Source organism: Dialister succinatiphilus YIT 11850, assembly GCF_000242435.1.
Classification (GTDB): Bacteria; Bacillota; Negativicutes; order Veillonellales; family Dialisteraceae; genus Dialister; species Dialister succinatiphilus.
The window spans coordinates 66,281-93,116 of record NZ_JH591189.1; the positions used below are offsets into that span (position 1 = coordinate 66,281).

Genomic DNA, 26,836 nt, shown 5'->3' on the forward strand with positions numbered 1-26,836 from the left:
CAGTCTTTTTTTCATTGACGGAAAAAGGAATTGTCTGTTATCATAAAGTATCATTGTATTTTTATATTTCTCAGGACATAAGAAAGAGGAAACATGGAGAAAGAAAGTATGAAGGATGAAAAAAAGGGTGGAGACATTCTTTTTGATATCCGTCATTTGACCCATACCTTTGAGACGGAAGAGGGGAAGAAGTTTGATGCCCTCTCCGATGTATCCGCCACCATCAGGAAGGGGTCCTTTACGGCCATCATCGGTACCAACGGCAGCGGCAAGTCCACGCTGGCCCGTCATTTGAACGCCCTGCTGATTCCCACGGACGGGGAAATCTATGTGGAGGGTATGAAGACCTCCGATTTTTCCCATATCTGGGATATCCGCCAGAAGGTGGGCATGGTGTTTCAGAATCCGGACAACCAGCTGGTGGCTGCCATTGTAGAGGAAGATGTGGCCTTCGGTCCGGAGAACCTGGGCATTCCTTCGGAGGAAATCAAAAAACGGGTGGATGTGGCTCTGGAGAAGGTAGGCATGACGGCTTACCGCACCCATTCTCCTGCCATGCTTTCCGGCGGGCAGAAGCAGCGCATCGCCATTGCAGGCATTCTGGCCATGCATCCGGACTGCATCGTGCTGGATGAACCGACAGCCATGCTGGATCCCCATGGCCGTAAAGAGGTTATGGATACGGTGCATGAGCTGAATGAAAAGGAAGGCATAACCATTGTGCTCATTACCCATTTCATGGAAGAAGCGGTGACGGCGGACCATGTGATGGTCATTGACAAGGGCCATCTGAGAATGGAAGGAACGGCCAGGGAGGTTTTCTCCCAGGCCGACAAGCTGACGGCCCTGGGACTGGATGTGCCGGTGGCGGCGGATCTGGCCCATGGACTTCGGAAGAAGGGCTTCCATATACCGGAAGATTGTTTGACAGATGAGGAGCTGGGAGAATCATTATGTCCATATGCGTCGAAAATGTAAGCTGTGTGTACAGCAAGGGTTCTCCCTTTGAGAAGGTGGCGCTGGAAAATATCAGCCTCACCATTGAAAAGGGAGAATTTATCGGGATTATCGGCCATACGGGCAGCGGAAAATCTACCCTGATCCAGCATCTGAACGGCCTCATCCATCCCACCTCCGGAAAGGTGACCATTGACGGCGTGGACCTGGCAGCCAAGACGAAGGAAGCGGTAGCCAAGCGCCATTCTGTGGGCATGGTTTTCCAGTATCCGGAGCATCAGCTCTTTGAGGAGACCGTGGCCAAAGATATCGCCTTTGGCCCGAAGAATCTGGGCTGCAGTGAAGAGGAAACGGAAAAAAGAGTGAAAAGTGCCATGAAATTTGCAGGCCTTGATTATGATACCTTCGGCGGCCGTTCGCCTTTCCGCCTTTCCGGCGGCCAGCAGCGGCGCGTGGCCATTGCAGGGGTGATTGCCATGCATCCCGATTTCCTTATCCTTGATGAGCCGTCGGCAGGCCTTGATCCCATCGGACGGCGTGAAATTTTCTCCCGCATCCAGAGCTGGTACCAGAAAGGCGTTTTTTCCGTCATCCTGGTATCCCATAACATGGACGACATTGCACGGCTGGCTACCCGCCTGCTGGTGATGCACAAGGGCCATCTGGTGATGGATGGAAAGCCCATGGATATTTTCCTCCACCATCGCAGGGAGCTTCAGGAATGCGGCGTCGATGCGCCGCCTTTGACACAGACCCTTCTGTATCTGAAGGAGAAGGGCATTCCGGTGCCGGAGGATGCGAAAACCGTGGAAGAAGCGGTGGATAGAATGAGTCAGATGCTGGGAGGCGGAAAATCATGTTAACAGATATTACCCTCGGCCAGTATTACCCGGGAGATTCTTTCCTGCACCGCATGGACCCCAGAGCCAAGATTCTCTGCACCATGATTTTCATCGTGGCCATTTTCCTGGCCAATAACCTGTGGTCCTACATTCTGGTGGCCGGATTTACTTTCCTGGCCATCGCCCTGTCCGGCGTGCCGGTTTCCCTGATTTGGAAAGCCATCAAGCCTTTGTGGATTATTCTGGTATTCACCATGGGTATCCATGTGCTCACCACACCGGGCAATGAGCTCTTTACCTGGAAATTCATTCATATTAGTCAGGAAGGGATACAAAACGGCCTCATCATGACCCTGCGTCTGGTGTTCCTCATTGCCTTTTCTTCCCTCCTTACCTATACCACCAGCCCCATTGTGCTCACTGACGGTATCGAAGCACTGCTCATGCCTTTCAAACGGTTCGGCGTACCGGCCCATGAACTGGCCATGATGATGACCATTGCCCTTCGTTTCATTCCTACCCTTCTGGAAGAAACGGACCGTATCATGAAAGCCCAGTCCTCCAGAGGCGCCGATTTCGTAAACGGAAATCTCTGGCAGCGGGCGAAGAACATGGTCCCCCTGCTGGTACCCCTCTTCATTTCCGCCTTCCGCAGAGCCGACGATCTGGCTACCGCCATGGAAGCCAGGTGCTACCGCGGCGGAGAAGGCCGCACCAAAATGCATCAGCTGGCCTATACCTGGAGAGACAGGAATGCGTTCCTGGCAGTGGTATTGGTTACAGCCCTGCTCCTTGGACTGTATATCTATTTCAAATAAAAGAAAGGAAGCCGGGGCAGAGGCCCCGGCTTTTTGAAAACGATGAAAAATATATGGATTACCCTTTCCTATGAAGGCACAAGCTACGGCGGGTTCCAGCGGCAGGAAAACCGCATGACCGTGCAGGAAATGGTGGAAAACTGCCTTCAGTCGCTGACCGGCGTGAAAACCACTCTCTACTTCGTGGCCCGCACGGACGCCGGCGTCCATGCCTACGGCCAGGAATGCACTTTCTATACCGATTCCACCATTCCCGGGGACCGCTTCCTGTACGCCATGAATGCCTGTCTTCCCTATGATATCCGCGTCACTGCCAGCCGGGAGGTAGATATGGACTTTTCCGTAAGAAGGAGAAACTATGGGAAAACCTATGGCTATCTTTTGACGGAAGGAAGGGAAACATCGCCCTTCCTGAAACGGTACATCTGGCGCACCGGGAAGAAACTGGATCTTTCCCTCATGGAAAAGGCGGCAGCGGTGCTTAAAGGACGTCATGACTTTACCTCCTTCCGCGGCAATAATTCCGTGCCCTCGGACCCGGTGCGGAAGATCCATGACATCCGCATTCAAAAGGAAGGCTCCCTTTATCGCGTTTACGTAACCGGCGAGGGCTTCCTCTACCATATGGTGCGCAACATGGCGGGGGCCCTGGTGGATGCAGGATGCGGCGCGCTGTCTCCGGAAGACATTACCCGCATCCTTGAAGCCCGGGACCGGAGGAAACTGGGCATCACGGCGCCTGCCGAAGGCCTCTGCCTCCTTCGTGTGTACTTTGCACCCATTACCGGGAAGGATATCGACGAAACCCTGAAGATGCCTCTCTATCCCTGGTGCCTTTGAGAAGATAGCAATGATTTGCGGCAGCTGGCTGCTTTCCGTAGGATGGCAGGAACTGCCGCTTTTTTGAACACTGGAAGCTGAACGGTTCAATCATTTCATCTCTGCTGTTCCAATCGAAGAGAAAATCATATATAATAGGAAGAATGAAACTGTGCAGGTACTCCAGGGGGCGTTCATCATGGAAGCAGGAAAAAAGGAAAAAATAGAAAAGGAGGCCCGCCGCCTTTTCGGGGAGAAGGGATACCATGATACATCCCTTCGGGACATCAGCCGTCAGGCAGGGGTAAGCGTATCATCCATTTCCTATTATTTCGGCACCAAGGAAGAGCTGTATCATACCCTTTTCCCGAGGGAAGAAAAGGAGAAAGCGCCGGACAAGAAGGAGCAGATTGAAAATGCAGCCATCCGCCTCTTTGCGCTGAAGGGCTATTCCGACGTGTCCATCCGGGATATCGGTAAGGAAGCAGGGGTGAACAGCGCCGCCATTTCCTATTACTTCGGCGGGAAGAAGGAACTCTATGCCGCCATACTGGAGCGGGGAAGCGCCCTTCTGGTGGATTTCGTGGAAATGGCTGCCGACGGCACCAGAAAGCCCATGGAAATCATGGAATTGTATTCCCGCTTTTTCTTCCGTCTTATGAAGGAACATCCCTATATTCTCCGCATCTTTTCCTGGGAAATGATTCATCCCACCGACGTCTTTGCCTCCATTGGAAAGGAACGATTCGCCATGGTGCTGGTGGTGCTCCGGGCAGCTCTCACGGAGGGCATGGAGGAAGGCATTTTCCGCCATAATCTGAAACCCACGGAGGTCTGCATTTCCTGGGCCGGCATGGTGGCCTATTATTATCTTATGAGTGAAATCAAGAAACGGTTTGCGGTGAAGGAGGAAATTTCCGAAGCCTCCTACATGGACCAGGCCTTCGACGTGCTCATGAACGGTATCAAGGAGAAATGATGATTTTTATAGACAAAATCTATTGATTACAGTCGCCATGAGTTTTATGTCATGAATGCATAAAATTTATATCCCCTGGGTCATTAAATCAGGGCCGTATGTACGAAAAAGTATGGAAAATGTAAATTTCTGTCTTGATGTACAGTGGGTCTGCGTATAAAATAAAAAAAGTAGTTCTTTTCTCCGGATCTTCCCCATGAAAGGGCGCGGATCCGGAGTTTTTGTCAGATTTGGGAGTTTCATATGGCAGAAAATAATCAGGAAATGCATGAGAACCTTGAAAGAGGGTTGAAGAACCGGCACATCCAGCTGATCGGTCTTGGCGGAGCCATCGGCGTAGGCCTGTTCCTCGGATCCGCCACAGCCATCGAACTGGCAGGGCCTTCGGTGCTTTTGACTTATATCATCGGCGGCGTTGCGATTTATTTCATTATGCGGGCCCTGGGCGAATTGTCCGTGGCCTACCCTGTATCCGGCGCCTTCAGTGCCCATGCCGCCCGTTTCCTGGGACCCAAGTGGGGCTATCTCACCGGCTGGACCTACTGGTATATGTGGATGGTTACCTGTATGGCGGAACTAACGGCCGTAGGGATTTACATGAATTTCTGGTATCCCGACCTGCCCCAGTGGGTATCGGCCCTCTGTGCCCTTCTCCTGATGACGGTGGTTAATTTCATTGCCGTTTCTGCTTACGGGGAATTTGAATTCTGGTTTGCCCTGATTAAGATCTGCACCATTATCTTTATGATTATCGGCGGTGCCGGCATGATCCTCTTCGGCATCGGCAACGGCTGGGAGCCTGTGGGGATTACGAACCTGTGGACCCACGGTGGCTTCTTCCCCAACGGCATCGGCGGCACCCTCATGGCTCTGGTCATGGTGATGTACTCCTACCTGGGCATTGAAATCATCGGCGTCACTGCCGGCGAAGCCCATGATCCGAAATCCACCATTAAGAAAGCCATTGATGAAGTGTTCTGGCGTATCCTGATTTTCTATGTACTGTCCCTCGGCGTGATTATGGCTATTTATCCCTGGGATGAAATCGGCCATCTGGGCAGTCCCTTTGTTATTACCTTTGAAAAACTGGGCATTGCAGGAGCCGCTGACATTATCAATATCGTAGTCATTACGGCAGTGCTGTCCTCCTGCAACAGCGGCATCTTCAGCTCCGGCCGCATGCTTTACAACCTGTCCCTGCAGGGGAACGCTCCTTCCTGCTTCCAGCGTCTGAACCGTCACCGCCTGCCCTGGATCGGCATCCTCTTCTCTGCGGCAGTGCTGCTTTTCTCGGTGCTCATGAATTACATCATGCCGGCCCAGGTCTTCGTGTATGTTACCAGCGTGGGATCCTTTGGGGCTCTCTTTACCTGGTTCGTCATTCTCCGGACCCAGCAGAAATTCCGTGCTACCCTTTCGCCGGAAGAAAAGAAACTTCTTACCTATAAAATGCCCTTTGCTCCCTACTCCGGATACCTTACCATGCTCTTCCTTCTGGGTGTGGTGGTGGCTTCCGCTTTCCGCGATGATACCCGGGTAGCCCTTTACGTGACTCCTGTATGGTTTGCCATCCTTCTCATCGGCTACCATTTCATTGAAAAGAATAAAAGAAAACATGAAAGAAAATCCGGCAGCTTTAAGGAAGAAGGAGAAACGGCGGAAGGCTTTGCTGCATCTCCTGCCGATGTGAGAATAAAATAAGTGGAAAACAGCTCCCCAGGGAGCTGTTTTTTTTAGAAGGGGAAAGTATAGGGCCTGGTCTTTAGCAGTCTGCTAAAACTCCTGCCAAAGGAGACTCTTGCAAGCCCTGGCCCATCGTTAAAGGCTTCTGCAGCCTGGGAGCAGGATCCTTTCTTTTTTATTATTCTTCTATTATTCTTGTTCATACATTCGATTTTTCTTGGAAATATCTGCTGAAATCTGTTATAACAAATTGGTGATAATTTTATAAGCATAATCTTTATAGGTATAAAGGCAAAGCAGGTGAAAATCTGTGACGCAAAACTATAGGGCCTGTTACATGGCAGCCAGCTGCAACGAAGGAGCAATTGCAAAAAGCACTGATTCTGTTCATCAGTGCTTTCTTTGGGCGCAGTGCAGGCTGCACTTTTTTATGATGCTTAGCTGAGAAAGAAATGGAAGTTTGCAATGGAAGATGACAAGTTTATACCGGACCTGGATATGAATGTGCCGGTAGCCTATGCTGCTTTTGAAGTAGTGATGGATGAGGAAAAGAAAAAGGCCATAGACGCCATCTATGTATATGTCAATAAGGCATACTGCGAAATGGTGGGGAAAGATAAGTCCGAGCTCATGGGCCGCTCTTTCTTGTCCGTCTATGACAATGCCGATGAAAAATGGTTCGACTACTGCTATGAAGCGGCTCAGGGAAAAAGGATACGGAACCGCATGTACAGCCGGGAAGTGGGCCACTGGCTGGAATTTGAAGTGGAGCCGGCCGGTGAAGGCCGGGCGGCCTTCATCTTCATGAATGTGGATCTGGACCATGTGGAACGGATGAACCTCCGCCAGTCCACCAACACTGACGATATTATCATCAAGCTGGTGAAAATCATGGACGGCGGGGAAAGCTACGAAAAAGCGGTGAACCACATGCTGGCTGAGCTGGGTACCATTATTCATGCCGACCGCCTCTACATTCTGGAAACGGACGGAAAGACAGCAAGCAATACCTTTGAATGGTGCCGGGAAGGGGTAAAGCCTGAAATCGACACGCTCCAGAATCTTCCCTATGACGAATATATCGGCGGCTGGGAAAAATACCTGGTTCGCAATACCAGTCTGGTGCTGGAAGACATCGGCGTTCTGGCGGCTGATGACCCTGTGGACTATGAAAACCTGAAACGGCAGGGCATACGGAATATTATGGATTCCCCCATTTACGATGGCGGAAAACTTATCGGCTACATCGGCGCCGATAACTATGAAATCAGCGATGCAGTAAATACCCAGAAAATATTGGAAACTATTTCCTATTTTCTGGGAGCCCGCATGGTGAACCAGAAGCTCCTTTCCCGGCTGGACTACCTGAGCCACCGGGACATGCTGACCGGTGTGAGAAACAGAAACAGCTTCATGGAAAAGCTGGAAGAACTGGAGGGGCTGGCACACCCGGCGGGCATCGTATTCGGCGATGTGAACGGACTGAAAAGGGCCAATGATGAAGAGGGCCACGTGGCAGGAGACAGGCTCCTCCGGCGGGCGGCAAAGGCCATGCAGCAGTTCTGGGGCGATGAGTTCGTATACCGCGCCGGGGGAGACGAATTCGTGGTCCTTCTGCCGGATATTTCTGAATGTGCCTTTTACAGGAAATTTGAAGAATTTTATGATGCCATGAAGGCCAAAGAGAATATGTCCATTGCCCTCGGCGCCCAGTGGGCCGAAAGCGGCAGCCATCTCAATGCTGCCTTCAACCAGGCAGACCGGAAAATGTATCAGGATAAGAAAAAATACTACCATCTCTGCCTCACGGAAATGGATCCGGAAAAGGTGAAATGAAAAAGTGAGCTGGCGGGCCAATCCACCAGTCCGCTGATTGACCCTTGACAAGACCGGTCCCATTGGCTACAATGGACACATATCAAAAAAGTGCTGATGGAAAAAAGTACTCATTTTGGAAGCCAAGCAGAGAGCCGGCATTGGGTGGGAACCGGCGGCGGAGGAATGAGGAAGTTCTTTCCTGAACTGCGCGGCTGAACGTAAAAGTAGGCTGCGACGCATGCCCCCGTTACCGGGCGTAGAGTTGATCTGATGAAGATAATTTGGGTGGTACCACGGATAATCCGTCCCTTGGGTACCACCCTTTTGTGTTGATTCAGGTAAACAGGGTGGTACCGCGATGTGTCCCGTCGTCCCTTGCTTAGAAATAAGCAGGGGACTTTTGATTTTCATAAAGGAAAGCATGGGAGGATGGAAAGATGGATATGAAGAAAATAGCAGGAGCCGCCGTTTTGGCAGCAGGGCTTCTCCTGGGAGGCGCCGGCAGCGTTTGGGCCGCCCATTTGGAAGATATTGCAGCCCGGGGGACCCTCCGGGTGGGTACCACCGGTGATTATCGGCCCATGTCCTATAAGGACGCTGATGGGAAGTATGAAGGCTTTGATACAGAACTGGCAGAAAAACTGGCAGACTCCCTTCATGTGAAGGTGGAGTACGTGCCCACCACATGGAAGACCCTTTCCGCCGATACGGCAGCAGGAAAGTTTGACCTGGCCCTCTGCGGCATTACAAGAACCTTTGACCGGGAAAGGACCCTGGCCATGTCTGATGGCTACCTCCTCTTCGGCAAGACCATTCTCTGCCGGAAGGGAGAGGAAGGAAAGTACAAGTCCCTGGCGGACCTGGACAGGCCGGAGGTGAAGGTCATGGTGAATCCGGGCGGAACCAATGAGAAATTTGCCAAGAGCCGCCTGACCCACGCCACCCTTCTCATCCATGAGAAGAATGCAGAAATCCCTTCCCTCATAGCGGAAGGAAAGGCGGATATCATGATTACGGAAACCATGGAAGCCAGGCGGTATGTGCGCATGAATGAAAAGCTGGCGGCGCCATTGGTGGACAAGCCCTTTACCAGAAGCCGTTTCGGCGCCCTCATGGCCAAGGGAGACCAGGATTTTCTGAACTATGTGAATTTCTTCCTGGCAGAAATGGAAACTGACGGTACCATGGATGCACTGGAAGATACATACATTAAATAAAGCAGTATAGGAACAGGGGAGGACATAGAAATGAAGACATGGATGAAAATGAGCATGGCAGCAGCTTTGGCAGCAGCAGCACTGGTATATGGAGGATGCGGCGGCAGTCAGCCCAAGGGCGGCGCCGGCTCTGCTTCCGGAAAACCGATTATCGGCGTGGTGCAGATCGTGCAGCATGGATCTCTGGATCAGGCCAATAAGGGCTTCGTAGACGGCTTAAAGGAAAGGGGCTATGGCGAGGATAAGGTCACCTTTGATCAGCAGAATGCCCAGGGCGACCAGTCCAACCTGAAAACCATCGCATCCCGCTTCAAATCAGAAAAGCCGAAACTCATCTGCGCCATTGCTACTCCTGCAGCCCAGGCGGTGGCCAATGAAATCAAGGATATTCCCATCGTAGGCACTGCCATTACGGACTATACCACGGCCAAACTGGTGAAGAATGATGAAAAGCCCGGCGGCAACGTGACCGGCGTCAGCGATCTGGCTTCCATTGATGCCCAGATGGATCTGGGAAGGGCCCTGGTCCCCAATGCCAAGACGGTGGGACTCATTTACTCCTCCAGCGAGGTCAACAGTGAAGTCCAGGCCAACATGATGAAGGATTACTGCAAAAAGAACAATTTGGCCGTAGAGGAGAGAACTGTAAACAGCGTGAACGATATCCAGCAGGTGGCGGAATCCCTGGCAGGCAAGGTGGATTTCATCTATGTACCTACCGATAACACCCTGGCTTCCTCCATCCCCACTCTGATGAAGGTCACCGATGCCAATAAGATTCCGGTCATCGTGGGAGCCGACATTATGGCCAAAGACGGCGCACTGGCCGCTCTTTCCGTAGACTACTACAAACTGGGCGTTCAGACAGGCCACATGGCCGCTGATATCCTGGACGGCAAAATCAAGCCGGAAACTGCAGCCATCCAGCACCAGAAGGAATACACTATTGTCATCAATAAGAAGGATGCCGACATTCTGGGAATCAAGATTCCTGATGAAATTGCAAAGAAAGCACAGATGGTTTAAAACAGTCCATCAGCCAGGGGGCTTTGAAAAAGGGCAGTCACTTTTTCAAAGCCCCTTTTGGCATGGGAAAATACCATTTTACCGGCCTGTACTGTTTTTAAAATCCATTTTCCTGTTTTTTCTCCTAAATAACTGTGATATAATAATCTCTAGGTATATCCATTTATCCATAGCATGGAGGATATACGAAAGATACTTGCAAAGAAGGCGGGGGCTATGTCAGAAATCAAAGAAAGATTAGCCCATGTAATGGACCGGATTGAAGCGGCCAGGAAGCGTTCTCCCTATGGACAGAAAGTGACCCTGGTGGCAGTGACAAAATTCCATCCTCTGGAGGATATGGAAGAAGCCATTCATCTGGGAGTCACCCAGGTAGGAGAAAACCGGGTCCAGGAAATGGAAGAAAAGTACAAAGCCTTGAAGCTTCCGGTCATTTGGAACCTGCAGGGACATTTACAGAAAAATAAAGTGAAAAAAGCGGTGGCCATGGCAGACCTGATCCAGTCGGCAGATTCTCTGGATATTATGAAGGAAATCGACCGGCGGGCCGGAGAAATCGGCAAGGTGCAGGATGTGCTCCTGGAATTCAATATTTCCGGAGAAGAATCAAAGCACGGCCTTCCTCCACAGTCTATGAAGGAAGCCCTGGACACAGCCAAAGCCCTTTCCCATATCCGGGTCAAGGGGCTCATGTGCATGGCGCCGGCCTATGAGGATGTGGAAAAGACCCGCCCCGTATTCCGGAAGGCCCACAGCATGTGGACTGACATGAAGAAAGAATTTCCTGAAGGACAGATTTCCATTCTGTCCATGGGAATGACCCATGATTTTGAAATTGCCATTGAAGAAGGAGCCAATATGGTGCGCATAGGCACTGCCATTTTTGGCGAAAGACACTACCATTGAGAGGAGAAAAAAATGAGTCTGCTTGATAAATTTAAGGATCAGTTTGTAGACAGGGATGAGGATGAAAGAGAAGAGGACATGGAAGAAGAAGCTGCACCGGTCAGCCCTTCTGCTCCCGTTCCGCCTCGCGCTTCTGCGGTAAGCCCTGTGAGAGGCATTGGCCGCACCGCCCAGCCCCGTCAGGCTGCCAAGCCCTATACCATGGTGGTGGTGAACCCCAAGAGCTATGGGGATGCTGAAAAAATCGGCGACCATCTGAAGGCTATGCGCCCGGTGGTGATGAACATGGAAAAAACCGATGCCGATGAAGCACAGCGGATTGTAGACTTCGTACAGGGCATCATGTATGCACTGGACGGACGAATCGACCAGATTTCCGAAAATATTTATCTCTGCGCGCCGAATAACATGAGCGTATCCCGTGAAAATTTCGCTGCCTATCAGGATCAGCAGCAGGCACCGGCAGCGCCTCAGTGGAACGCCCAGACACCTCAGGGACCTGAGGCTCCCCAGGGCTGATGTCTTTTCTTTCCAAGGGAGTGAACTGGCTGAAAAGCCAGTTTGAAGAAGCTCCTGAAGAAGACAGCTATGAGGAACAGGAACGGGACGAGGGAGAAGATGTACCGGCGGCAGGCGCGCTGCCCGCAAGGAGCATCCGGCCCCAGGAAGTGGATATCATGGTTCCCGGTTCCTACGGAGATGCCCGTCGTGCCGTGGATGCCCTGGCAAGGGGCATGACGGTTATCGTTGTTTTGAATGATAATGTGGATGATGAAGCAGCCAGCCGTTTTGTGGACTTCATGAGCGGCGCTGTCTATATGGCCCATGGAGATGTGATGCTCCTCAATGATGATGTGCTCATCTGCGTTCCGTCTACGGTGGATCTTCATGAAGACAGGCTGGCCTTTGTTTCAGGTATTCCCACCTGGAAAGGACCGTAGAAATGAAGAAGATTCTCATTTTCGGCTGCGGCGCCATGGGAGGAGCCATCCTCTCCGGCTGCCTTGCCAAAGGGCTGTGGAAAAAAGAAGAAATATATGTGAAAGAGCATTCCGAAGAAGCATCCCGCGAAAAGGCGTCCCGCTACGGCGTTCATGCTTCCATGGACGGCAGGGAAGCCAAAGAGGCGGACCTGGTGATTCTGGCGGTGAAGCCCAATGTGGTACCCGGAGTGCTTCAGGAAATATCCCGGTATCATCCATCCCGGGTTCTTTCTATTGCGGCGGCGGTTACCCTTGCATCTCTGGAAGGGGCCCTTCCGGAAGAAACCGAGGTGATCCGCGTCATGCCCAATACCCCTGCATCGGTGGGGGAAGGCATGGCTGCCATTGCACCGGGAAAGAAAGCATCCCCCGATTTCATCAGGGAAGCGGAAGAGATTTTCTCCGCCCTGGGGAAGGAAGCGGTGGTGACAGAAAGGCAGCTTGACGAGCTGGGGGCTCTCTCCGGCGCCGGCCCGGGATATGCCTTTGTCATCATTGATGCCCTGGCTGATGCGGGAGTGCTCATCGGCCTTCCCCGGAAGCTGGCCATTGAAGCGGCGGCACAGACATTGTATGGAGCTGCCAAAATGGTACTGGAAACAGGAAAGCATCCGGCAGAACTGAGAGACCAGGTCACAAGCCCCGGCGGTACCACCATTGCAGGCATTCATGCCATGGAAAGGGACGGCATCCGGGCCGCCCTCATGGATGGCGTCAAGGCGTGCCTTGAAAAATCTGACGCTATGGCAGGGAAATAAGAAGGCATAGGAGCAGGGCAGATGTTCTGTTTCCCCTGCCTCTCAATCCCGGGAGAGCACCGGCTTAAGCTGAGCCGCCTGCCTGCCTGGCATAACATACAGAAATGAAAGCGGACATGATTCAATCAGCGCTTCCCTGAAGACAGGAAAGAGGATGGAATGAAGGATAGAGAAAAAATACTTCGTTATTTTGCGGCCTCCGGTGATGAATCGAAGGACATGGCCATGCGGCTTCTGGATCTGGCGGATGCGGTAGACCGGGGACGGCCCTTTGCAGTGGGCCCGTTCATGGCTCCCTTTGCCCGGCAGATCGGCCAGACCATTGCAGCCCATATGAAGACTGTGAAATCCACAGCCTTTGGCGGCTATCATGAAGCAGAAAGGGTGCGTATCGCCTTCCAGCGAGTGGATTACGATGGCCCTGTGGACTTTTCCGAAAGCCTGCTCTCGGTGACCTGGGACGGCCGGTACCGTCTCATCGGCCATCGGGATGTACTGGGCTCCCTCATGGGCCTTGGCATCGACCGCTCTGTGACAGGAGATATCCTCATGCAGGGCGCCGGCTGCCAGATCGTGGTGGACAGTGCCATGAAGGACTGGCTCATGGACAACTTCAAAAAAGTGGCCATGGTGCCGGTGAAGGTGGAGGAAATCCCTCTCTCTGATATTCAGCCGCCCAAGCAGACCGCCAAAGAAGTGCGGGCCACAGTGGCATCCCTTCGTCTGGATGCCGTAGGAGCTGCAGGCTTCGGCATTTCCCGTTCCAAAATGGTGGCGGCCGTGGAGGATGAAAGGACGGAAGTGAACTGGCAGCCTGCCAAAAGCGCTTCCCAAACTGTAAAGGCAGGAGACATTATCAGCATCCGCGGAAGAGGCCGCATAGAAATCAAGGAAGAAACCGGCAGGAGCCGAAAGGGACGCACCGGCCTTCTGATATACAGATATAAATAGAGGAGCCTGCTTTCCATACAAGGTAAACACAGACATTCCAAAGGAGACATATACATATGATTACACCAATGGATATACACAACAAAACATTTTCCCGCCAGATTCGCGGCTATGCACAGGATGAAGTAAATACATTCCTGGAAGAACTGGCCAAGGACTATGAACGGATTTACCGTGAACATCGGGAAATGGAAGAAGAAATGGACACCATCCGGACAAAGCTTAGAAACTATGAAAAGATGGAAGCCACCATGTCCAATACCCTGGTGATGGCCCAGGAAACGGCAGACAATGTGAAGAAGAACGCTCACAAGGAAGCGGAACTTTCCATTCGGGAAGCCCAGAATGAAGCCCATAAAATCGTGGCTGATGCAGAAGCTGCCCGCCGCCGGATGAATGGTGACCTTCTGAAAACAGAAGGGGACATGAACCTTTACATTGAAAAACTTCTTTCCAATTTCAAATCTGCCCTGGCTCTCATCGAGGCCGCCAAAGCCGTAAAAGCACCCCAGCCTGTAGAAGAAGGCACCGCGAAGCCGGCACCGGCTGCCGAAGCAGCACCGGAAGCAGAAGCTGCACCGGCCGCAGAGGAAGCACCGGAAGCAGACGCTCCCAAAGAAGAACCTGCCCAGGAAGCAGCGCCGGCTGCCGAGGAGACAGAAGAAGTAAAAGAACCCACTGCCGGCGGCAACCTCTTTGACCAGGCCGCTGCCACTGCCAAAGGAACGGAAGAGAAAGCAGAAGATCCGGCAGCGCAGGAAGAAAATAAGGAATAAACCGATGGAAGAAAAAAAATACGTCACCGAATGGGCCAATAAAAATCTGGGCCTCACATTGAAAATCACAAACATGGTGCATGAGGAACAGACACCATTCCAGCATATCGAAATCGCAGACACCCTGGAATACGGCCGGCTCCTGATTCTGGACGGCGTATTTCAGACCTCTGTGAAGGATGAATGGACCTACCATGAAATGATTTCCCACGTGCCCCTCATGCTGCACCCCCATCCGGAAAGGGTGCTCATCATCGGCGGCGGCGACGGCGGCGTGGCTCGGGAAGTGTGCCGCCACCACTGCGTCACCCATGTGGACCTCTGCGATATCGACGGCCGGGTCATAGAACTGTCCAAGGAATATTTCCCCAGCATTTCTAAAGTCCTTAGAAATCCTCCGGAAAAACTTCATGTCCACGTAGGCGACGGCATTGCCTTTGCCAGGAAAGTGAAGGACTTCTACGACGTCATCATCATTGACTGCTCCGATCCTATCGGACCGGGAGAAGGACTTTTTACCAGGGACTTCTATAAGAGCGCCTTCGCGGCCCTTCGCAAAGACGGGCTCCTTGTGCAGCAGACCGAGTCCCCCATTGTGCAGCAGTCCACGGTGCACGATGTATTTGAAGCGATGAATGATGTATTCCCCATTGTGCGCATGTACTATTCCCATGTGCCCATTTATCCGGCCTGCCTGCATTCCTTCATGCTGGCCTCCAAAGTGTACGACCCCCTCACGGCAGAACCCAGGGATGGGGCACCGGAGCCTATGAAATACTACAACCGCCACATCCAGAAGAGCTGCTTCGTTCTTCCCAATTTCATCAAAGAACTTCTCTACAAAGGACAGAAATCCTTCTGATGAAAAAAGCACTGATTTCCATGAAATCGGTGCTTTTTTTGATGAGTTCCAAAGGGTTGATGCTCCCCTTTTCCTGAGGAAGGAATATTCAGCGGCTGCATTTTAGAAGGAAAAACATAGAATATTATCTTTCAGGTCATTCATTTTCCCAAAAGGGGACAAAGCTTCTACAGAAGGCTGTTTCTACATAAGGCTTATGAAATCTGATTTATTTGACCTATTGACAAATGCCAGGAAAGAAACTATACTGAAAGATAATGAAAAATGTTCTAAAATTCTATTGTCTAGAAGAATGGGAAGGGCAGAAGAAGATTTTCTTTTCTGCACCCCCGGGAGAGGAATAGACGGGGAATGCCTATTTCATTGATTTTCCCGCCGGTTCATTTTTAGTATCAAAGGAGCTTTGATATGAATCAGTCACCAGTTATGGCGGAAAGAATGAGGCAGACGAAAAACAGGATTCTGCAGACAGCGAAGGATATTTTTCTGGAGCAGGGCTGCCGGCGGACCACCATCCGCCAGATTGTGGAACGCTCCGGCATTACCTCCGGCAGCATTTACAATATTTTTTCCAGCAAGGAAGAAATATTCAATACCCTGGCCGCCGATGTGCTGGAAAACTGCATCCGCATGGTGCAGAAGGAAGCGGGCGGTGAATCGCCGCTCTATCAGTATGCGGCAGTGCTTCTGGTGGAAATGGAAGCCATTGCCCGGGATGAACGGGTGAGGGAACTGTATCAGGAGGCCTATACATCACCGGCCATGTTTGAAGCGGCGGTGAATCGTCATGTGCGCCTGGAAATGAAAATTTTCGGCGAATCTTACGGGAAGCTCTTCAAAGAAGATGAGATCCTTGCCCGGAACTACATGGTGAAGGGGGCCATGGGCGGCTTCATCAATTCCTTCTATTTCAAGGACCCGCCCCCTGTGGAAGAAGCGGAATTCCTTCTTCTTTCCCTGACCTTCAGGGTCCTGGGAAGCAAGAAAAAGGATATCCTTCCCATGCTGAAATCACTGGACCAGAAGAGGGAGGTATGGGCCATGATGGCAAAGGATATCCTGAAAAAATAGAAAGGGGAAAGAGGTTCTGTCATGGCTGCATCCCCGGCATCCGGTTTCTTTAGAGGCCGGGATGAAGTCAGAATCGGCAGAAACGTGAAAAAGCGGGGCGCCAGTGAATTTTCACTGACGCCCCGCTTTTTATTTTATGCAAGGCATTTAGGCTTCCGGTGTCTCGCCAGAATGGTTCAGTACCTGGTTGGCCAGATCCAGCCAGAGTGCTTCATGATCTTCCATGTACTGGACAAGGCGGCTTGACTCCCTTGCTTCCAGTCCCATGTTCCGGAGGATGCAGAGCACCACTTTCCGACGGATTTCAGAATAATCAAGTTTCTGGGAGAAATCGAAGGAAATGACATAGGACGATACGGCACCTTCAGAAAGAAGGATGGCTGTGGAAAGCTTGGAATTGCGGGGATGTCTCCTGCCGGCCCACACTTCTTCAGCCAGAGTGGAGTGACGCTTAATCACCGTTTCCATAAGGAAGGGAGATGTATGGAAGGCACACATCAATTCCCTGACCACCGGATTCTTTTCCGTAATGTAAAGCTCCATGCCCAGAAGGCCTACCATACGGTTTTCTGCCGGCTGTCCTTCCAGTGCTTTGTCAATCTTTGCTTTGGCATTGGTCAGGAATTCATCAACCAGAGCGGAAAACAGATGTTCTTTATCCTCAAAAATATTGTAAATACTGCCGGATGTAATACCGGATTCCTGCACTATCTGACGAATGGTCGTGGTTTTATAACCCTGGGTCAGAAACAGCTTCTCTGCAGTTCTGAGAATCTGATTCCGTATACCCTTCATGTGGACTGCCCTTTTTTCGGACATAGTAATTTGTACCTCACTTTTCCCCTAAACAAAAAACGTATACACATGCATTATATATACCTAAAATGCCCCTGACTTAGTTTATTATAAAAGACATTCCACCCTATTGTCAAACGGAAAATGATTTAGAGATTGACGGAAGAAGAGAAAAAGGGTAAAAATACGGAAGTTATGGTAAAAACATGACATGACAAGAAGATAACATTCTTTACATATTTGCCAGACCCCCTATTTTTTATAGAGGGGAAGAATGAAAAAAGAAAGGAAATAGAAAAAAGCTCATATGCTTAAAGAGGTATGCTCTTTTAGATTTCTTTTAGTTTTAATGAAATAGTAAACACCTGTCCAGCCATAGAGGCCTGCTTTATTCTGTTTCAGGCAAAAGGAAAGGCGCAGGACTTAGGGGGATCCTGCGCCTTCATCTTCTCCCCCGGCAGGCAGGAACCGGGCCGCATCTGAAATAAGGGCGTTATTTCAGTATGGCAGGACCGGTTCTATTTGGGGCAGACCAGCCGGGGGAGAATTACCTTGGAATGTGGAAACATTCCCGTTCCAAAAGTCCCTTGGGAGCGTTTAGAACGCATTTAATTATAATGCGTATATAGTACAAAAGTCAATACTGTTTTTATAAATTCATGAAATATTTCCAAAAACAAACTTTAAGATTTGAAAAGTTGCGAGGCATCAAGGATTGTGAAAAGAGAGTGACTTTTTCTGTCATGCTTTTACAGCTATTCTTTGCATAAAAAGAAGGAAGCGGCAGAAAAAGGACGAAGCACCGGGCGGTGTTTCGTCCTTTTTCATGGGTGAATGATATCAAAATTCTGATACCATATGACCAAATTTCAAGAATGAAGTATAAGCAGTAAAGACTCTTTACCATAGGTCTGGGACATGAATCCCTTTTCAGGACCGGTACTTTCTGGAGGCCCCATAGGCAGCAAGACCCAGGGCGGCAGCGCTTAAAGCGGCGGCCGTCAGCTTACCGTAGGGGATGGAAGAGAGATGGAGTTTCCTCCTGGCCGTATCCAGAGGGGTCACCGGCTTTTCTGACACCACTGCCAGGGCCCCCAGCCGGGAGCGGATGGTGACATCTCTGAACCCGGCATCTTCCAGAAGTTCCTTCAAATCGCTTCTGCCATAGACCTTCATGCCGGGAATCAGTTTTTCATAAATCCGGTGAAGAGGAAGGCCGCCTTTGGACTGAAGGATGAGCAGGGAAGCGCCGGGCTTCATGACCCGGAGCACTTCTTTCAGGCAGGTCTCCGGATCCTTCCAGAAATAAAAGGATTCCGCTGCCAGGACGAAGTCAAATTTCTTTTCATTGAAAGGAAGCACATCGGGGGCGCCTTCGTACACAGAGCAACGGCCCTCCCGGATGGCCTTTTCGTTCTGGCGGTAGGCAAAGTCCACGGCCCGGAAGGAAGTATCAATGCCGTACACATGACCTTTCGGCGCCTTCTTCAAAAGACGCTCCAGGTTTTTCCCGCCGCCGCAGCCGATTTCAAGGATTTCCGCATCCTCCGGTATGGTTACCTGAGACAGCCCCCAGAGAGAAAGGGGCGTATTCCAGAGGTCTGATGCCGACAGCAGGTATCCTTCTGCTTTCGGACCGGCGTGGAAGGGAAACGATTTTTTGAGTAATGTTTTCATAGTGACAGCCTCCTTTATCCAGTTTTCTTACTTATTATTATAGCTGAAAATGGAGGAGAATGACACGTCCTTTCCCCTTATCTGGAGCCGGGAAGAACGGAGGCTCGTGGCAGCCAAAGGGCATCACCTCGCTGAGCCGCCACAGCTCCCGCTGGGCTTTTTTTCTTTTTGTGTATATTCTGCATAAAAAACAAAAGAAATTTCTCTCGGCGCTGAAATGGAGAAATGATAGATAAATACTGAGAAAATCAGCATTTATAAAAAATAAAAATACAGAAAATGTAAAAAAATCCAAATTTCCTATTGCACATTTATGCAAAGCGCTGTATAATTATCACATCTTAAGAAAAGCCCCCGTGAAGGGCTTCTGAAATTGTCTATATTCCATGAAGAAAGGCGGCATTCCTATGGCTGATGTAAAAAATGTAAAAAAAGTAGTTCTTGCTTATTCCGGCGGACTGGATACGTCCGTTATTATTCCCTGGCTGAAGGAAAACTATGGCTGCGAGGTCATTGCCTGCACAGTGAACCTGGGCCAGCCTGAAGATTTTGATGCTATCCACAAGAAAGCCCTGGCTTCCGGTGCTTCTGTGGCAGAAACCCTGGATGTAAGGAAAGAATTTATCGAAGATTATGCCTATAAAGTCCTCCAGGCCGACGGCCGGTATGAAGGCAAGTATCTGCTGGGCACTTCCTTTGCCCGTCCCCTTATCGGCAAATGCCTGGTGGACATGGCCAAGAAGTACGGCGCTGACGCCATCTGCCACGGTGCTACAGGCAAGGGCAATGACCAGGTTCGTTTTGAACTGACCATCAAGGCCCTGGCTCCTCATATGAAGATCATTGCTCCCTGGAGAATCTGGGATATGAAGTCCAGAGAAGATGAAATGAAGTACGCTGAAGCCCATGGCGTACCCATTGATAAATACGATGAAAAGCAGACTGACGAAGAAAAGGCTGCCCAGAAATACCCGTACTCCATGGACTGGAATATGTGGCATCTGTCCCATGAAGGGGACGACCTGGAAAACCCGGCCAATGCGCCTCACAAGGATATGTACCTGGTGACCTGCGATCCCGAGGATGCTCCAGACAAGGATGAACTGGTAACCATCGAATTTGAAAAAGGCGTGCCCACCGCAGTGAACGGCAAGAAAATGGACGGCGTGGAACTGGTGAACACCCTGAATGCCATCGGCGCCAGAAACGGCATCGGCATTGATGACCTGGTAGAAAACAGACTGGTAGGCATGAAGTCCCGGGGCGTCTATGAAAATCCCTGCGGCTCCATCCTCTTCTATGCTCACACGGAACTGGAAAGACTGTGCCTGGACCGGGCTACCTTCCATTTCAAGGAAGTGGCTGCAGTGAAATATTCCGAACTGGTTTATGACGGCATGTGGTTTGCACCGCTCAGAGAAGCACTCCAGGCCTTTGCCGATAAGACTTCTGAAACCGTAACAGGCAAGGTCACCCTGCGCCTCTACAAGGGCAACATTATGTCCCACGGCGCAGAAAGCCCCTATTCCCTGTACAATGAAGAATTCGTCACCTTTGGCGAAGATGATGTATACAACCAGGCAGATGCAGAAGGTTTCATCAACCTCTTCGGCCTGCCCCTGACCATCCGGGCTCTGATGAAGGAGAAGAATGCAAAATGAGTGATATGATGTGGGGCGGACGCTTTACCAAGGCGGAAGAAAAGAATGCCCTTGATTTCAACGCATCCATTTCCTATGACTGCCGGATGTATAAAGAAGACATTGCCGGCTCCAAAGCCCATGCGAAAATGCTTGCCCGCCACGGCATCATTTCCAAAGAGGACTGTGAGAAAATCACAGAAGGCCTCTCCGCCATCAAGAAGGAAATCGATGATGGAAAGTTTCCTTTCTCCATCGAGCTGGAAGATATCCACATGAACGTGGAAAAAAGGCTGACCGATGATATCGGCGACGCCGGAGCCAGGCTTCACACGGCCAGGAGCCGGAACGACCAGTGTGCTTTGGACCTTCATATGTATATGAAACGGCAGATAGGCCGGGTAGCGGAAAAACTGATTTCCGTGGAAGAGGCGCTGCTTGAGGCTGCGGAAAAGTACAAAGATGTGATTCTGCCCGGTTATACCCATATGCAGCGGGCCCAGCCGGTGCTCTTTGCCCATCACATGCTCTGCTACTTTGCCATGCTGGAAAGGGATTTCAAGAGGCTGGAAGAATGCTATGACATGGCTGACATGTCCCCCATCGGCGCCTGCGCTCTGGCAGGCACCACCTATCCCACCAATCCTCTGGAAGAAGCGGAAGAGCTCCATTTTTCTAAAGTTTATGGAAACAGTCTGGACGCCGTGTCCGACCGGGATTACCTCCTCCAGTTCCTTTCCTTTGCCTCCATCTGCGCCATGCACCTGTCCAGGCTTTCGGAAGAATTCATTTACTGGAGTACCAGCGAATTCCATTTCATAGAGCTCGATGACGGCTACTCCACAGGAAGCTCCATTATGCCCCAGAAGAAAAATCCGGATATGTGCGAACTCATCCGCGGCAAAACGGGCCGTGTCTATGGAAGCCTCATAGGTCTTCTCACCGTGATGAAGGGTCTTCCCCTGGCCTATGACAAGGATATGCAGGAAGACAAGGAAGGGGTATTTGATGCCATAGATACCCTCTACTTCGCCCTGGATATTTACGCCGGCATGATCAGCACCATGACCGTCAACGGGAAGCATACCCGGGAAGTGCTGGAGCATGACTTCTCCAATGCCACCGATATGGCTGACTACCTGGCCAAGAAGGGGCTTCCCTTCCGTCAGGCCCATGCAGTGGTAGGCGGAGCAGTTCATTACTGCATTGAACATCACAAAGTGCTCCATGACCTGACTATGGAAGAATTCAAATCCATGAGTCCCCTTTTTGAGGAAGATATCCTGGAAGCACTGAAAATAGAAAACTGCGTGAAAAATCGTGAAAGCTACGGCGGCACAGGCCCGAAATCCGTAGAACGCCAGAAAGCCCATGGGAAAGAAGCGGTGGCAGCTATGAAAGAAAAGGCTGCTCAGTGGAAAGAATCCATGGCCTTCCTGGGATAACAGAAGCCATAGCGCCCTGCGCTTGGTATAGACAATTTCACAGGAAAAAGCCCCCGCGAAAGCAGGGGCTTTTTCCTGTGGGGAATGGGGATTACCGGACATACCGTTCTCAGAGCTTATGGATGAAGAGGAAGCGGAGTTTTTCTCCCCAGGTCATGGATGCAAGACATTTTTCCCTGGCCTTCACGATGAGGGAAAGAACTTCTTCTTTTTCTTCCCGGTCAAGGGGGTTTCCGGACCATCTGGCTTTCACCAGAAGATCCAGCAGATGGTCCCATCCCTGGAAGCGCTGGTCCTTTTGGAAAGCGGCCTTTCTTTCTTCGTAGCTTCCCTTTGGCGGAAGGCCGGCATAGGAGGAAAGGCGGTCCATGTAATCCAGAAGGCGGTTAAATCCTTCCTTCCCGGAGGTTCCGTTTTTGAAAATCCGGCTCACTTCTGTCAGACGGAAAACAAGGAAGCCTGCCAAAAGGAGAGGGATCAGGAGAAGGAGGAAAAGGATTTTCGGGAATGATTTTTTCCCTTCCACCGGGTTCTGCTGATTCAGCTGGGGCGGCTGGGGAGCAGATTCGCCCTTTGGCTGTGCCTGCGGCTGTCCCTGACTTTGCGGAGGTGATTCTTTGGGGGACTGGTCTTTCTTCGGCTGGGACCGGCTGGTCTTATCCTTGTCATCTACCGGAGCATCAGGGGCGCCGGTGTCATTTTTCTGCCTGTCTGCCGGAAGGGGGAAGGGGTTTTCACTGCCTTCATAGCCCGGCGTCATTTCCACCGGCCGCCAGCCCAGTCCGTCTACATAGACCTCAGCCCAGGCATGGGCGTGGTGGTCATTGATGGACAGGCGGTGAAGGCCGCCTTCGGAAAGGGGAGCGTCTTTGATTTCATCGGCTCCCACCGTGAGGCCTGCGGCGTAACGGGCAGGAATGCCGCTGGCCCGAAGAAGCATGACCGCGGCGGAAGCAAAGGAGGTGCAGTAGCCTTTTTTGCTTTCTGTCAGGAAATAGGTAATGAAATCTTTTCCTGCCGGTGTCTTTCCGGGGCTTCTGGTATAACTGTAATTTTCAGCAAGGAAACGGCGGATATCCTCGACCCGCTGCCGCTTTTCTGAAAGGCTCCGGGCCGGAGAAATGGGTCCCAGGGCGGCAAGACCCTCTTTTACGGCATCCGGAATGTCCAGATAATGGTCATAAACGAAGCGGCGGTATTCCTTCTCGGCGCCCAGATAGGTGCGGAAATAGGGGTCGCTGCTGTTTTCTTCCTCCATCATGGAGAGAAGGGCACCGGCAGGCAGGTTCCACAGGTAGGTGCTGTAGGCCTTGCCTTCCCGGCTCATGGGAGAGCGGTCATAGGCAAAGAGGGGGGCGCCGAAGCTGGTATCGTAGGGAAGAAGGAAGAAAGGCGTCTTTTCATACACCGCATCTACGTTGAAATCCTTTTTCAGGCCTTCCACCGATTCGTCATCTTTCATGTAGTTGGCAAGGCTCTGGGAAAGGGCAGGGCTTCGGGCAATGACTTCCATGAGCCAGGCTCCCTGGTCGTACCATTCGCCCTGATTCTTTTCAAATAAATGCGCAACGCTTTTATACCGGCCATCGGGCAGGTCTTTCCACTGATTGCTGCCGTAGTCTCCGCCGGTCCAGCTGCGAAGGTAAAGGCGGTGCGGCTGGTCTGCCGCTTCGATATCCGCAATGATGCGGCCGGAGTAGCGGATGCCTTTCACATTGCCCAGCTTCTGCCTTCCGGCGCTGCCCTTCATCATGCCGGTGTAGGCATTACCGGCATGGAAGATGGGATCGTAGGGGTCCACGAAGGATACGATTTCTTCCTGGAGTTTGGAAAAGAGGGCGGGCTGTTCATAGCGGCTCTCCGGAATCACAAAGGAAAGGACAAGGCCCAGAACCAGAGCCGCCAGGAATGCGGGGATTTCCGGATGGGTAAGGTCGTTTCCCTTCAGCCGGGCAGGCAGGGAAATCATGTAGGCTCCGGCAAGCGCAAGGGCAAGGGGCGGCGGATTGATGCCGAAGTAGAATCCCAGAAGCAGAATGGCGAGGGAAAGAAGGGAAGATAAGACAGCGCCGGTTTTGGAAAGGAAAGCGCTGAGGAAAAACCAGGAAAGGAAGAGAACCATATACACTTCCGCCGCCAGAGGAGATGCTCCCTCGGGCAGGCGGGGAAGTGCCAGGTCCACATCATAGGGTTCCTTCAGGGTGGTGAAGAGGGGAACGGAAAAGGCGGTGAAACTGTCTTTCAAAGTGGAATGGAAAAGGATGAGCACGGCGGCCAGTAAGACAAAGAGAAGGGCCGTCAGCGGGAACCGTTTCTTTTCCGGCAGGGCGGCAAGAAGGAAACCCCCGGCCAGTACCAGAATAAAGGCAGCCATGGCCAAAAAGAAGGTGTCTCCACCGGCATAGGAAAAGAAGAGGGAAACCGTTCCGGCGGCACCGGAAGCGGTGACAAGGGCGGAAAAAAAGGAAACGTTTTTCATCATGCATCTCCTCCCAGCGCTTTATAAATTTCGCGTCGTCCCGACAGGGCAGCCCTCTCGGCCCCTTCTTTCGCGCACCAGATGGCAGGAAAGAGTTCCGGCGGAATGGGGGGCTTCGGATTTCCTGTGATATAGCAGATGGGAATATAGGGAGAAAGGCCGGAGCCCATGAGGGCGCCGGTCCGTCCTGCCCGGAGGAAGCCGGACAGGGCATCCATCCATTCCTCTCTGGTGCGGATGGTGTGGGACGCAGTCCCCTTTGGGGCGGCAAAGACGAAGCGGAAAGGGATGCGGGCAGACAGCAGGGCAAGGCCGGCGGAATAGAGGGCATCCCCTACCGTATCCCGGAGCACCTCATCCTCCTCATAGTCGGCGGCCAGAACGATTCTATCACTGCCGGCGGGATAGGAATCCCGCACATATACATCATCCTTCCGGGCAGTGACCTTCCAGTTGATGAGATGGGGATTGTCTCCGGGCTTGTATTCCGTGGCACCGAAATATTCTACCTCCTCGCTGCCGGCTATGCGGCGCAGGGCAGCCAGGGCATCATGGAAGGTGCCAGCTTGCTTTGGATACACCAGGATGGGAGACGCCGGGAGCTCTCTTTGAAAATGGAAAAGGCCGAAGGGGTCCTTCCAGGAAAAGGTGATTTTCCCCAGAGAAAGGCGGCCGCAGTGGACCATGGACCGGGTGAAATAAAAGACAAGCCCTTCCTTTTCTTCCTCATAGGCCTCATAGGGGGAGCCGGAAAGACGTACTTCCGGCGAAGACAGGAAAGGAAGAAAAGGACTTTTCAGGGAAATGGCAATTTCTGCCTCTTTTCCCCGTTCTACGCGGCTGGGAGCCTCACAGGCGAAGGAAACGCTGCGCCCTGCCTTTCTGCTGAAAAAGTAAAGGCAGAAAGGTGATAGAAGAAGCATGACTGAGAGCAGGAAGGAGTCATAGAGGTCATAAATCACCATGAGGAAAAAGGCGATGAGAAGAAGGAACACATAGTAAAAACGGCCCATTTACTCCTCCTTCAGCGATGGCAGGGGCAGGGAGGAAAGAAGGGAAGAAAGAACCGATTCCGCCGTCTTCCCTGCATACCGGGCATCGCCGGAAAGAGATATGCGGTGGCCCAGGGTATAGGGAGCCACGGTGGCCACATCGTCGGGAGTAGCATAGGACCGTCCTTCCATGAGGGCATGGGCCCGGGTCATGGCAGAAAGGGCCATGGTGCCTCTGGGCGATACGCCAAGGCGGATGTCCGGATGATTTCTGGTGGCCCGGGCAATATCTACCATGTAGCCGTAAAGGCTTTCCTCCACATGAATGCGGGATACCTCCTGCCGGAGGGCCAGGAGCCCTTCGGGGGTAATGACAGAAGAAAGACCTTCGGCGGGATTTTTCTTTTCACCGGAGAGAATGCGGATTTCATCTTCCCTTTCCGGATACCCTACGGTAATGCGGATCATGAAACGGTCCGTCTGGGATTCCGGCAGCTCCTGGGTGCCGGAGGAACCGAAGGGGTTCTGGGTGGCCATGACAATAAAAGGCTGGGGCACGGCATAGGTCTTCCCGTCCACCGAAAGCCGGCCTTCCTGCATGACTTCCAGAAGAGCGGACTGGGTCTTCGGAGAAGCCCGGTTGATTTCATCGGCCAGGAAGAAATTGGTCATGGCGCTGCCCGGCATGTACCGGAAGGTGCCGGAATTTTTATCATACATGGAAAAGCCTGTAATATCCGATGGCAGTACATCCGGCGTAAACTGCATGCGCTTGTAGTCCAGCCCCAGCACATGGGTAAAAGCCACGGCAATGGTGGTCTTCCCTACGCCGGGAATGTCGTCAATCAGAATGTGGCCGCCGGCCAGAATGGCAGTCAGTATCCGGCGGAGCACTTCATCCTTGCCCAGCACCGCCTTTCCCGTTTCAGAAAGGATCGCATCAATGGTTTCTTTTGTATTCATAGGGATACCTCAATTCTTGTACATAATTAATATATTACCTATTATACCCCCTGTGGGAAGAGGCTTTGGATGCATTGGCTGACTCATCGGGCGCTCTGGTCTGCCTCCCTGCCCCAGAGCGAAGGCAATGCAGCCCTTCTAAACAACCAGCGGCGAAAGCCGAGCTCCTTTTTTGCCCATTGAGGCGTGAGATTTCTCCACTCCGCTCCGCTACGGTCGAAATGACGATAGGGGTGCCCGCCAATATCGTCATCTCGAGCGGGGGGATGCGCCGGTATGGGTGTTAGAGGGAAACCGCTTCGATGAAACTCTGAGTCGAGAGATCTCCCACCCCAATGCTTCCTGTACCATGGTGGAGTGAGATTTCTCCACTCCGCTT

Annotated in this window: 25 protein-coding genes, 1 riboswitch and 1 other annotated feature; of the genes, 19 read left to right on the top strand and 6 right to left on the bottom strand. The window is 51.8% G+C overall.

The window, feature by feature from the left end; genetic code table 11:
* Positions 1-108 precede the first annotated feature (108 nt).
* From HMPREF9453_RS09265 to HMPREF9453_RS09290, 6 genes are all read left to right on the top strand, one after another.
* Positions 109-978, top strand: coding sequence for an energy-coupling factor transporter ATPase (locus HMPREF9453_RS09265; protein ID WP_008860297.1), 870 nt, complete (start codon positions 109-111; stop codon positions 976-978).
* Positions 954-1,820: an energy-coupling factor transporter ATPase gene (locus HMPREF9453_RS09270; RefSeq protein ID WP_008860298.1), complete on the top strand. Its 867-nt coding sequence runs from the start codon at positions 954-956 to the stop codon at positions 1,818-1,820. The genes HMPREF9453_RS09265 and HMPREF9453_RS09270 overlap by 25 nt, the downstream gene beginning before the upstream one ends.
* Positions 1,814-2,617 (top strand): energy-coupling factor transporter transmembrane component T family protein, encoded by an 804-nt coding sequence (locus tag HMPREF9453_RS09275; protein ID WP_008860299.1) that lies wholly within the window; start codon positions 1,814-1,816, stop codon positions 2,615-2,617. Before HMPREF9453_RS09270 ends, HMPREF9453_RS09275 begins: the two co-directional genes overlap by 7 nt.
* 42 nt (positions 2,618-2,659) lie before the next feature.
* Positions 2,660-3,457 carry a tRNA pseudouridine(38-40) synthase TruA gene (gene truA / locus HMPREF9453_RS09280; protein WP_040380481.1) on the top strand — a complete coding sequence of 266 codons (798 nt, stop codon included), beginning with the start codon at positions 2,660-2,662 and terminating at the stop codon, positions 3,455-3,457.
* A 178-nt stretch (positions 3,458-3,635) separates the two neighbouring features.
* Positions 3,636-4,415 carry a TetR/AcrR family transcriptional regulator gene (locus tag HMPREF9453_RS12185; RefSeq protein ID WP_040380484.1) on the top strand — a complete coding sequence of 260 codons (780 nt, stop codon included), beginning with the start codon at positions 3,636-3,638 and terminating at the stop codon, positions 4,413-4,415.
* Between the two features lie 243 nt (positions 4,416-4,658).
* The gene (locus HMPREF9453_RS09290) at positions 4,659-6,116 is read left to right on the top strand and encodes an amino acid permease (RefSeq protein WP_008860302.1); all 1,458 of its coding nucleotides are present in this window, start codon (positions 4,659-4,661) and stop codon (positions 6,114-6,116) included.
* A 32-nt stretch (positions 6,117-6,148) separates the two neighbouring features.
* Here HMPREF9453_RS09290 and HMPREF9453_RS12190 read toward each other — a convergent pair whose 3' ends face one another.
* The gene (locus HMPREF9453_RS12190; RefSeq protein WP_187368080.1) at positions 6,149-6,301 is read right to left on the bottom strand and encodes a hypothetical protein; all 153 of its coding nucleotides are present in this window, start codon (positions 6,299-6,301) and stop codon (positions 6,149-6,151) included.
* Positions 6,302-6,378: 77 nt separating this feature from the next.
* Positions 6,379-6,454: riboswitch (cyclic di-GMP riboswitch) on the top strand.
* A 109-nt stretch (positions 6,455-6,563) separates the two neighbouring features.
* Between HMPREF9453_RS12190 and HMPREF9453_RS09295 the strand changes: the two genes are divergently transcribed.
* The 11 genes from HMPREF9453_RS09295 (at position 6,564) to HMPREF9453_RS09350 (ending at position 16,466) form a co-directional block, all read left to right on the top strand.
* Positions 6,564-7,934: a diguanylate cyclase domain-containing protein gene (locus tag HMPREF9453_RS09295; protein WP_008860303.1), complete on the top strand. Its 1,371-nt coding sequence runs from the start codon at positions 6,564-6,566 to the stop codon at positions 7,932-7,934.
* Between the two features lie 84 nt (positions 7,935-8,018).
* Positions 8,019-8,229: a binding site (T-box leader), on the top strand.
* Between the two features lie 124 nt (positions 8,230-8,353).
* Positions 8,354-9,133, top strand: coding sequence for a transporter substrate-binding domain-containing protein (locus HMPREF9453_RS09300; RefSeq protein WP_008860304.1), 780 nt, complete (start codon positions 8,354-8,356; stop codon positions 9,131-9,133).
* 30 nt (positions 9,134-9,163) lie between these two features.
* On the top strand, positions 9,164-10,159 hold the full coding sequence (locus tag HMPREF9453_RS09305; protein ID WP_008860305.1) for an ABC transporter substrate-binding protein: 996 nt from the start codon (positions 9,164-9,166) through the stop codon (positions 10,157-10,159).
* A gap of 216 nt (positions 10,160-10,375) precedes the next feature.
* Positions 10,376-11,065, top strand: a complete 690-nt coding sequence (locus tag HMPREF9453_RS09310; RefSeq protein ID WP_008860306.1) for a YggS family pyridoxal phosphate-dependent enzyme — start codon at positions 10,376-10,378, stop codon at positions 11,063-11,065.
* A gap of 12 nt (positions 11,066-11,077) precedes the next feature.
* The gene (locus HMPREF9453_RS09315) at positions 11,078-11,584 is read left to right on the top strand and encodes a cell division protein SepF (RefSeq protein ID WP_008860307.1); all 507 of its coding nucleotides are present in this window, start codon (positions 11,078-11,080) and stop codon (positions 11,582-11,584) included.
* Positions 11,584-12,006: a cell division protein SepF gene (sepF, locus tag HMPREF9453_RS09320; protein WP_008860308.1), complete on the top strand. Its 423-nt coding sequence runs from the start codon at positions 11,584-11,586 to the stop codon at positions 12,004-12,006. Before HMPREF9453_RS09315 ends, sepF begins: the two co-directional genes overlap by 1 nt.
* 2 nt (positions 12,007-12,008) lie before the next feature.
* Positions 12,009-12,806, top strand: a complete 798-nt coding sequence (proC, locus tag HMPREF9453_RS09325) for a pyrroline-5-carboxylate reductase (RefSeq protein ID WP_008860309.1) — start codon at positions 12,009-12,011, stop codon at positions 12,804-12,806.
* 159 nt (positions 12,807-12,965) lie between these two features.
* Positions 12,966-13,757 carry a YlmH family RNA-binding protein gene (locus HMPREF9453_RS09330; RefSeq protein ID WP_008860310.1) on the top strand — a complete coding sequence of 264 codons (792 nt, stop codon included), beginning with the start codon at positions 12,966-12,968 and terminating at the stop codon, positions 13,755-13,757.
* A gap of 56 nt (positions 13,758-13,813) precedes the next feature.
* Positions 13,814-14,533, top strand: coding sequence for a DivIVA domain-containing protein (locus HMPREF9453_RS11130; protein ID WP_008860311.1), 720 nt, complete (start codon positions 13,814-13,816; stop codon positions 14,531-14,533).
* Between the two features lie 4 nt (positions 14,534-14,537).
* Entirely contained in the window at positions 14,538-15,395 is an 858-nt protein-coding gene (gene speE / locus HMPREF9453_RS09345) for a polyamine aminopropyltransferase (protein ID WP_008860312.1), read from the top strand.
* Positions 15,396-15,803: 408 nt separating this feature from the next.
* Positions 15,804-16,466 (top strand): TetR/AcrR family transcriptional regulator, encoded by a 663-nt coding sequence (locus tag HMPREF9453_RS09350; RefSeq protein ID WP_008860313.1) that lies wholly within the window; start codon positions 15,804-15,806, stop codon positions 16,464-16,466.
* 147 nt (positions 16,467-16,613) lie between these two features.
* Here the strand turns inward: HMPREF9453_RS09350 and HMPREF9453_RS09355 are convergent, their stop codons facing one another.
* Positions 16,614-17,285: a TetR/AcrR family transcriptional regulator gene (locus HMPREF9453_RS09355; RefSeq protein ID WP_008860315.1), complete on the bottom strand. Its 672-nt coding sequence runs from the start codon at positions 17,283-17,285 to the stop codon at positions 16,614-16,616.
* Positions 17,286-18,191: 906 nt separating this feature from the next.
* Complete coding sequence (locus HMPREF9453_RS09360; RefSeq protein WP_008860316.1) at positions 18,192-18,938, bottom strand: class I SAM-dependent methyltransferase; 747 nt, start codon at positions 18,936-18,938, stop codon at positions 18,192-18,194.
* A 407-nt stretch (positions 18,939-19,345) separates the two neighbouring features.
* On the opposite strand from HMPREF9453_RS09360, the gene HMPREF9453_RS09365 reads away from it, so the two are divergent.
* Positions 19,346-20,599, top strand: coding sequence for an argininosuccinate synthase (locus HMPREF9453_RS09365; protein WP_008860317.1), 1,254 nt, complete (start codon positions 19,346-19,348; stop codon positions 20,597-20,599).
* Positions 20,596-22,023 carry an argininosuccinate lyase gene (gene argH / locus HMPREF9453_RS09370; RefSeq protein ID WP_008860318.1) on the top strand — a complete coding sequence of 476 codons (1,428 nt, stop codon included), beginning with the start codon at positions 20,596-20,598 and terminating at the stop codon, positions 22,021-22,023. The genes HMPREF9453_RS09365 and argH overlap by 4 nt, the downstream gene beginning before the upstream one ends.
* Before the next feature lie 109 nt (positions 22,024-22,132).
* Here the strand turns inward: argH and HMPREF9453_RS09375 are convergent, their stop codons facing one another.
* From HMPREF9453_RS09375 to HMPREF9453_RS09385, 3 genes are read right to left on the bottom strand one after another with little or no spacing between them, the layout of a single operon-like run.
* A complete protein-coding gene (locus tag HMPREF9453_RS09375) occupies positions 22,133-24,505 on the bottom strand; it encodes a transglutaminase-like domain-containing protein (RefSeq protein WP_008860319.1) in 2,373 nt (790 codons plus the stop codon).
* Entirely contained in the window at positions 24,502-25,515 is a 1,014-nt protein-coding gene (locus HMPREF9453_RS09380) for a DUF58 domain-containing protein (RefSeq protein WP_008860320.1), read from the bottom strand. Before HMPREF9453_RS09380 ends, HMPREF9453_RS09375 begins: the two co-directional genes overlap by 4 nt.
* Positions 25,516-26,457, bottom strand: a complete 942-nt coding sequence (locus HMPREF9453_RS09385; RefSeq protein ID WP_008860321.1) for an AAA family ATPase — start codon at positions 26,455-26,457, stop codon at positions 25,516-25,518.
* Positions 26,458-26,836 lie beyond the last annotated feature (379 nt).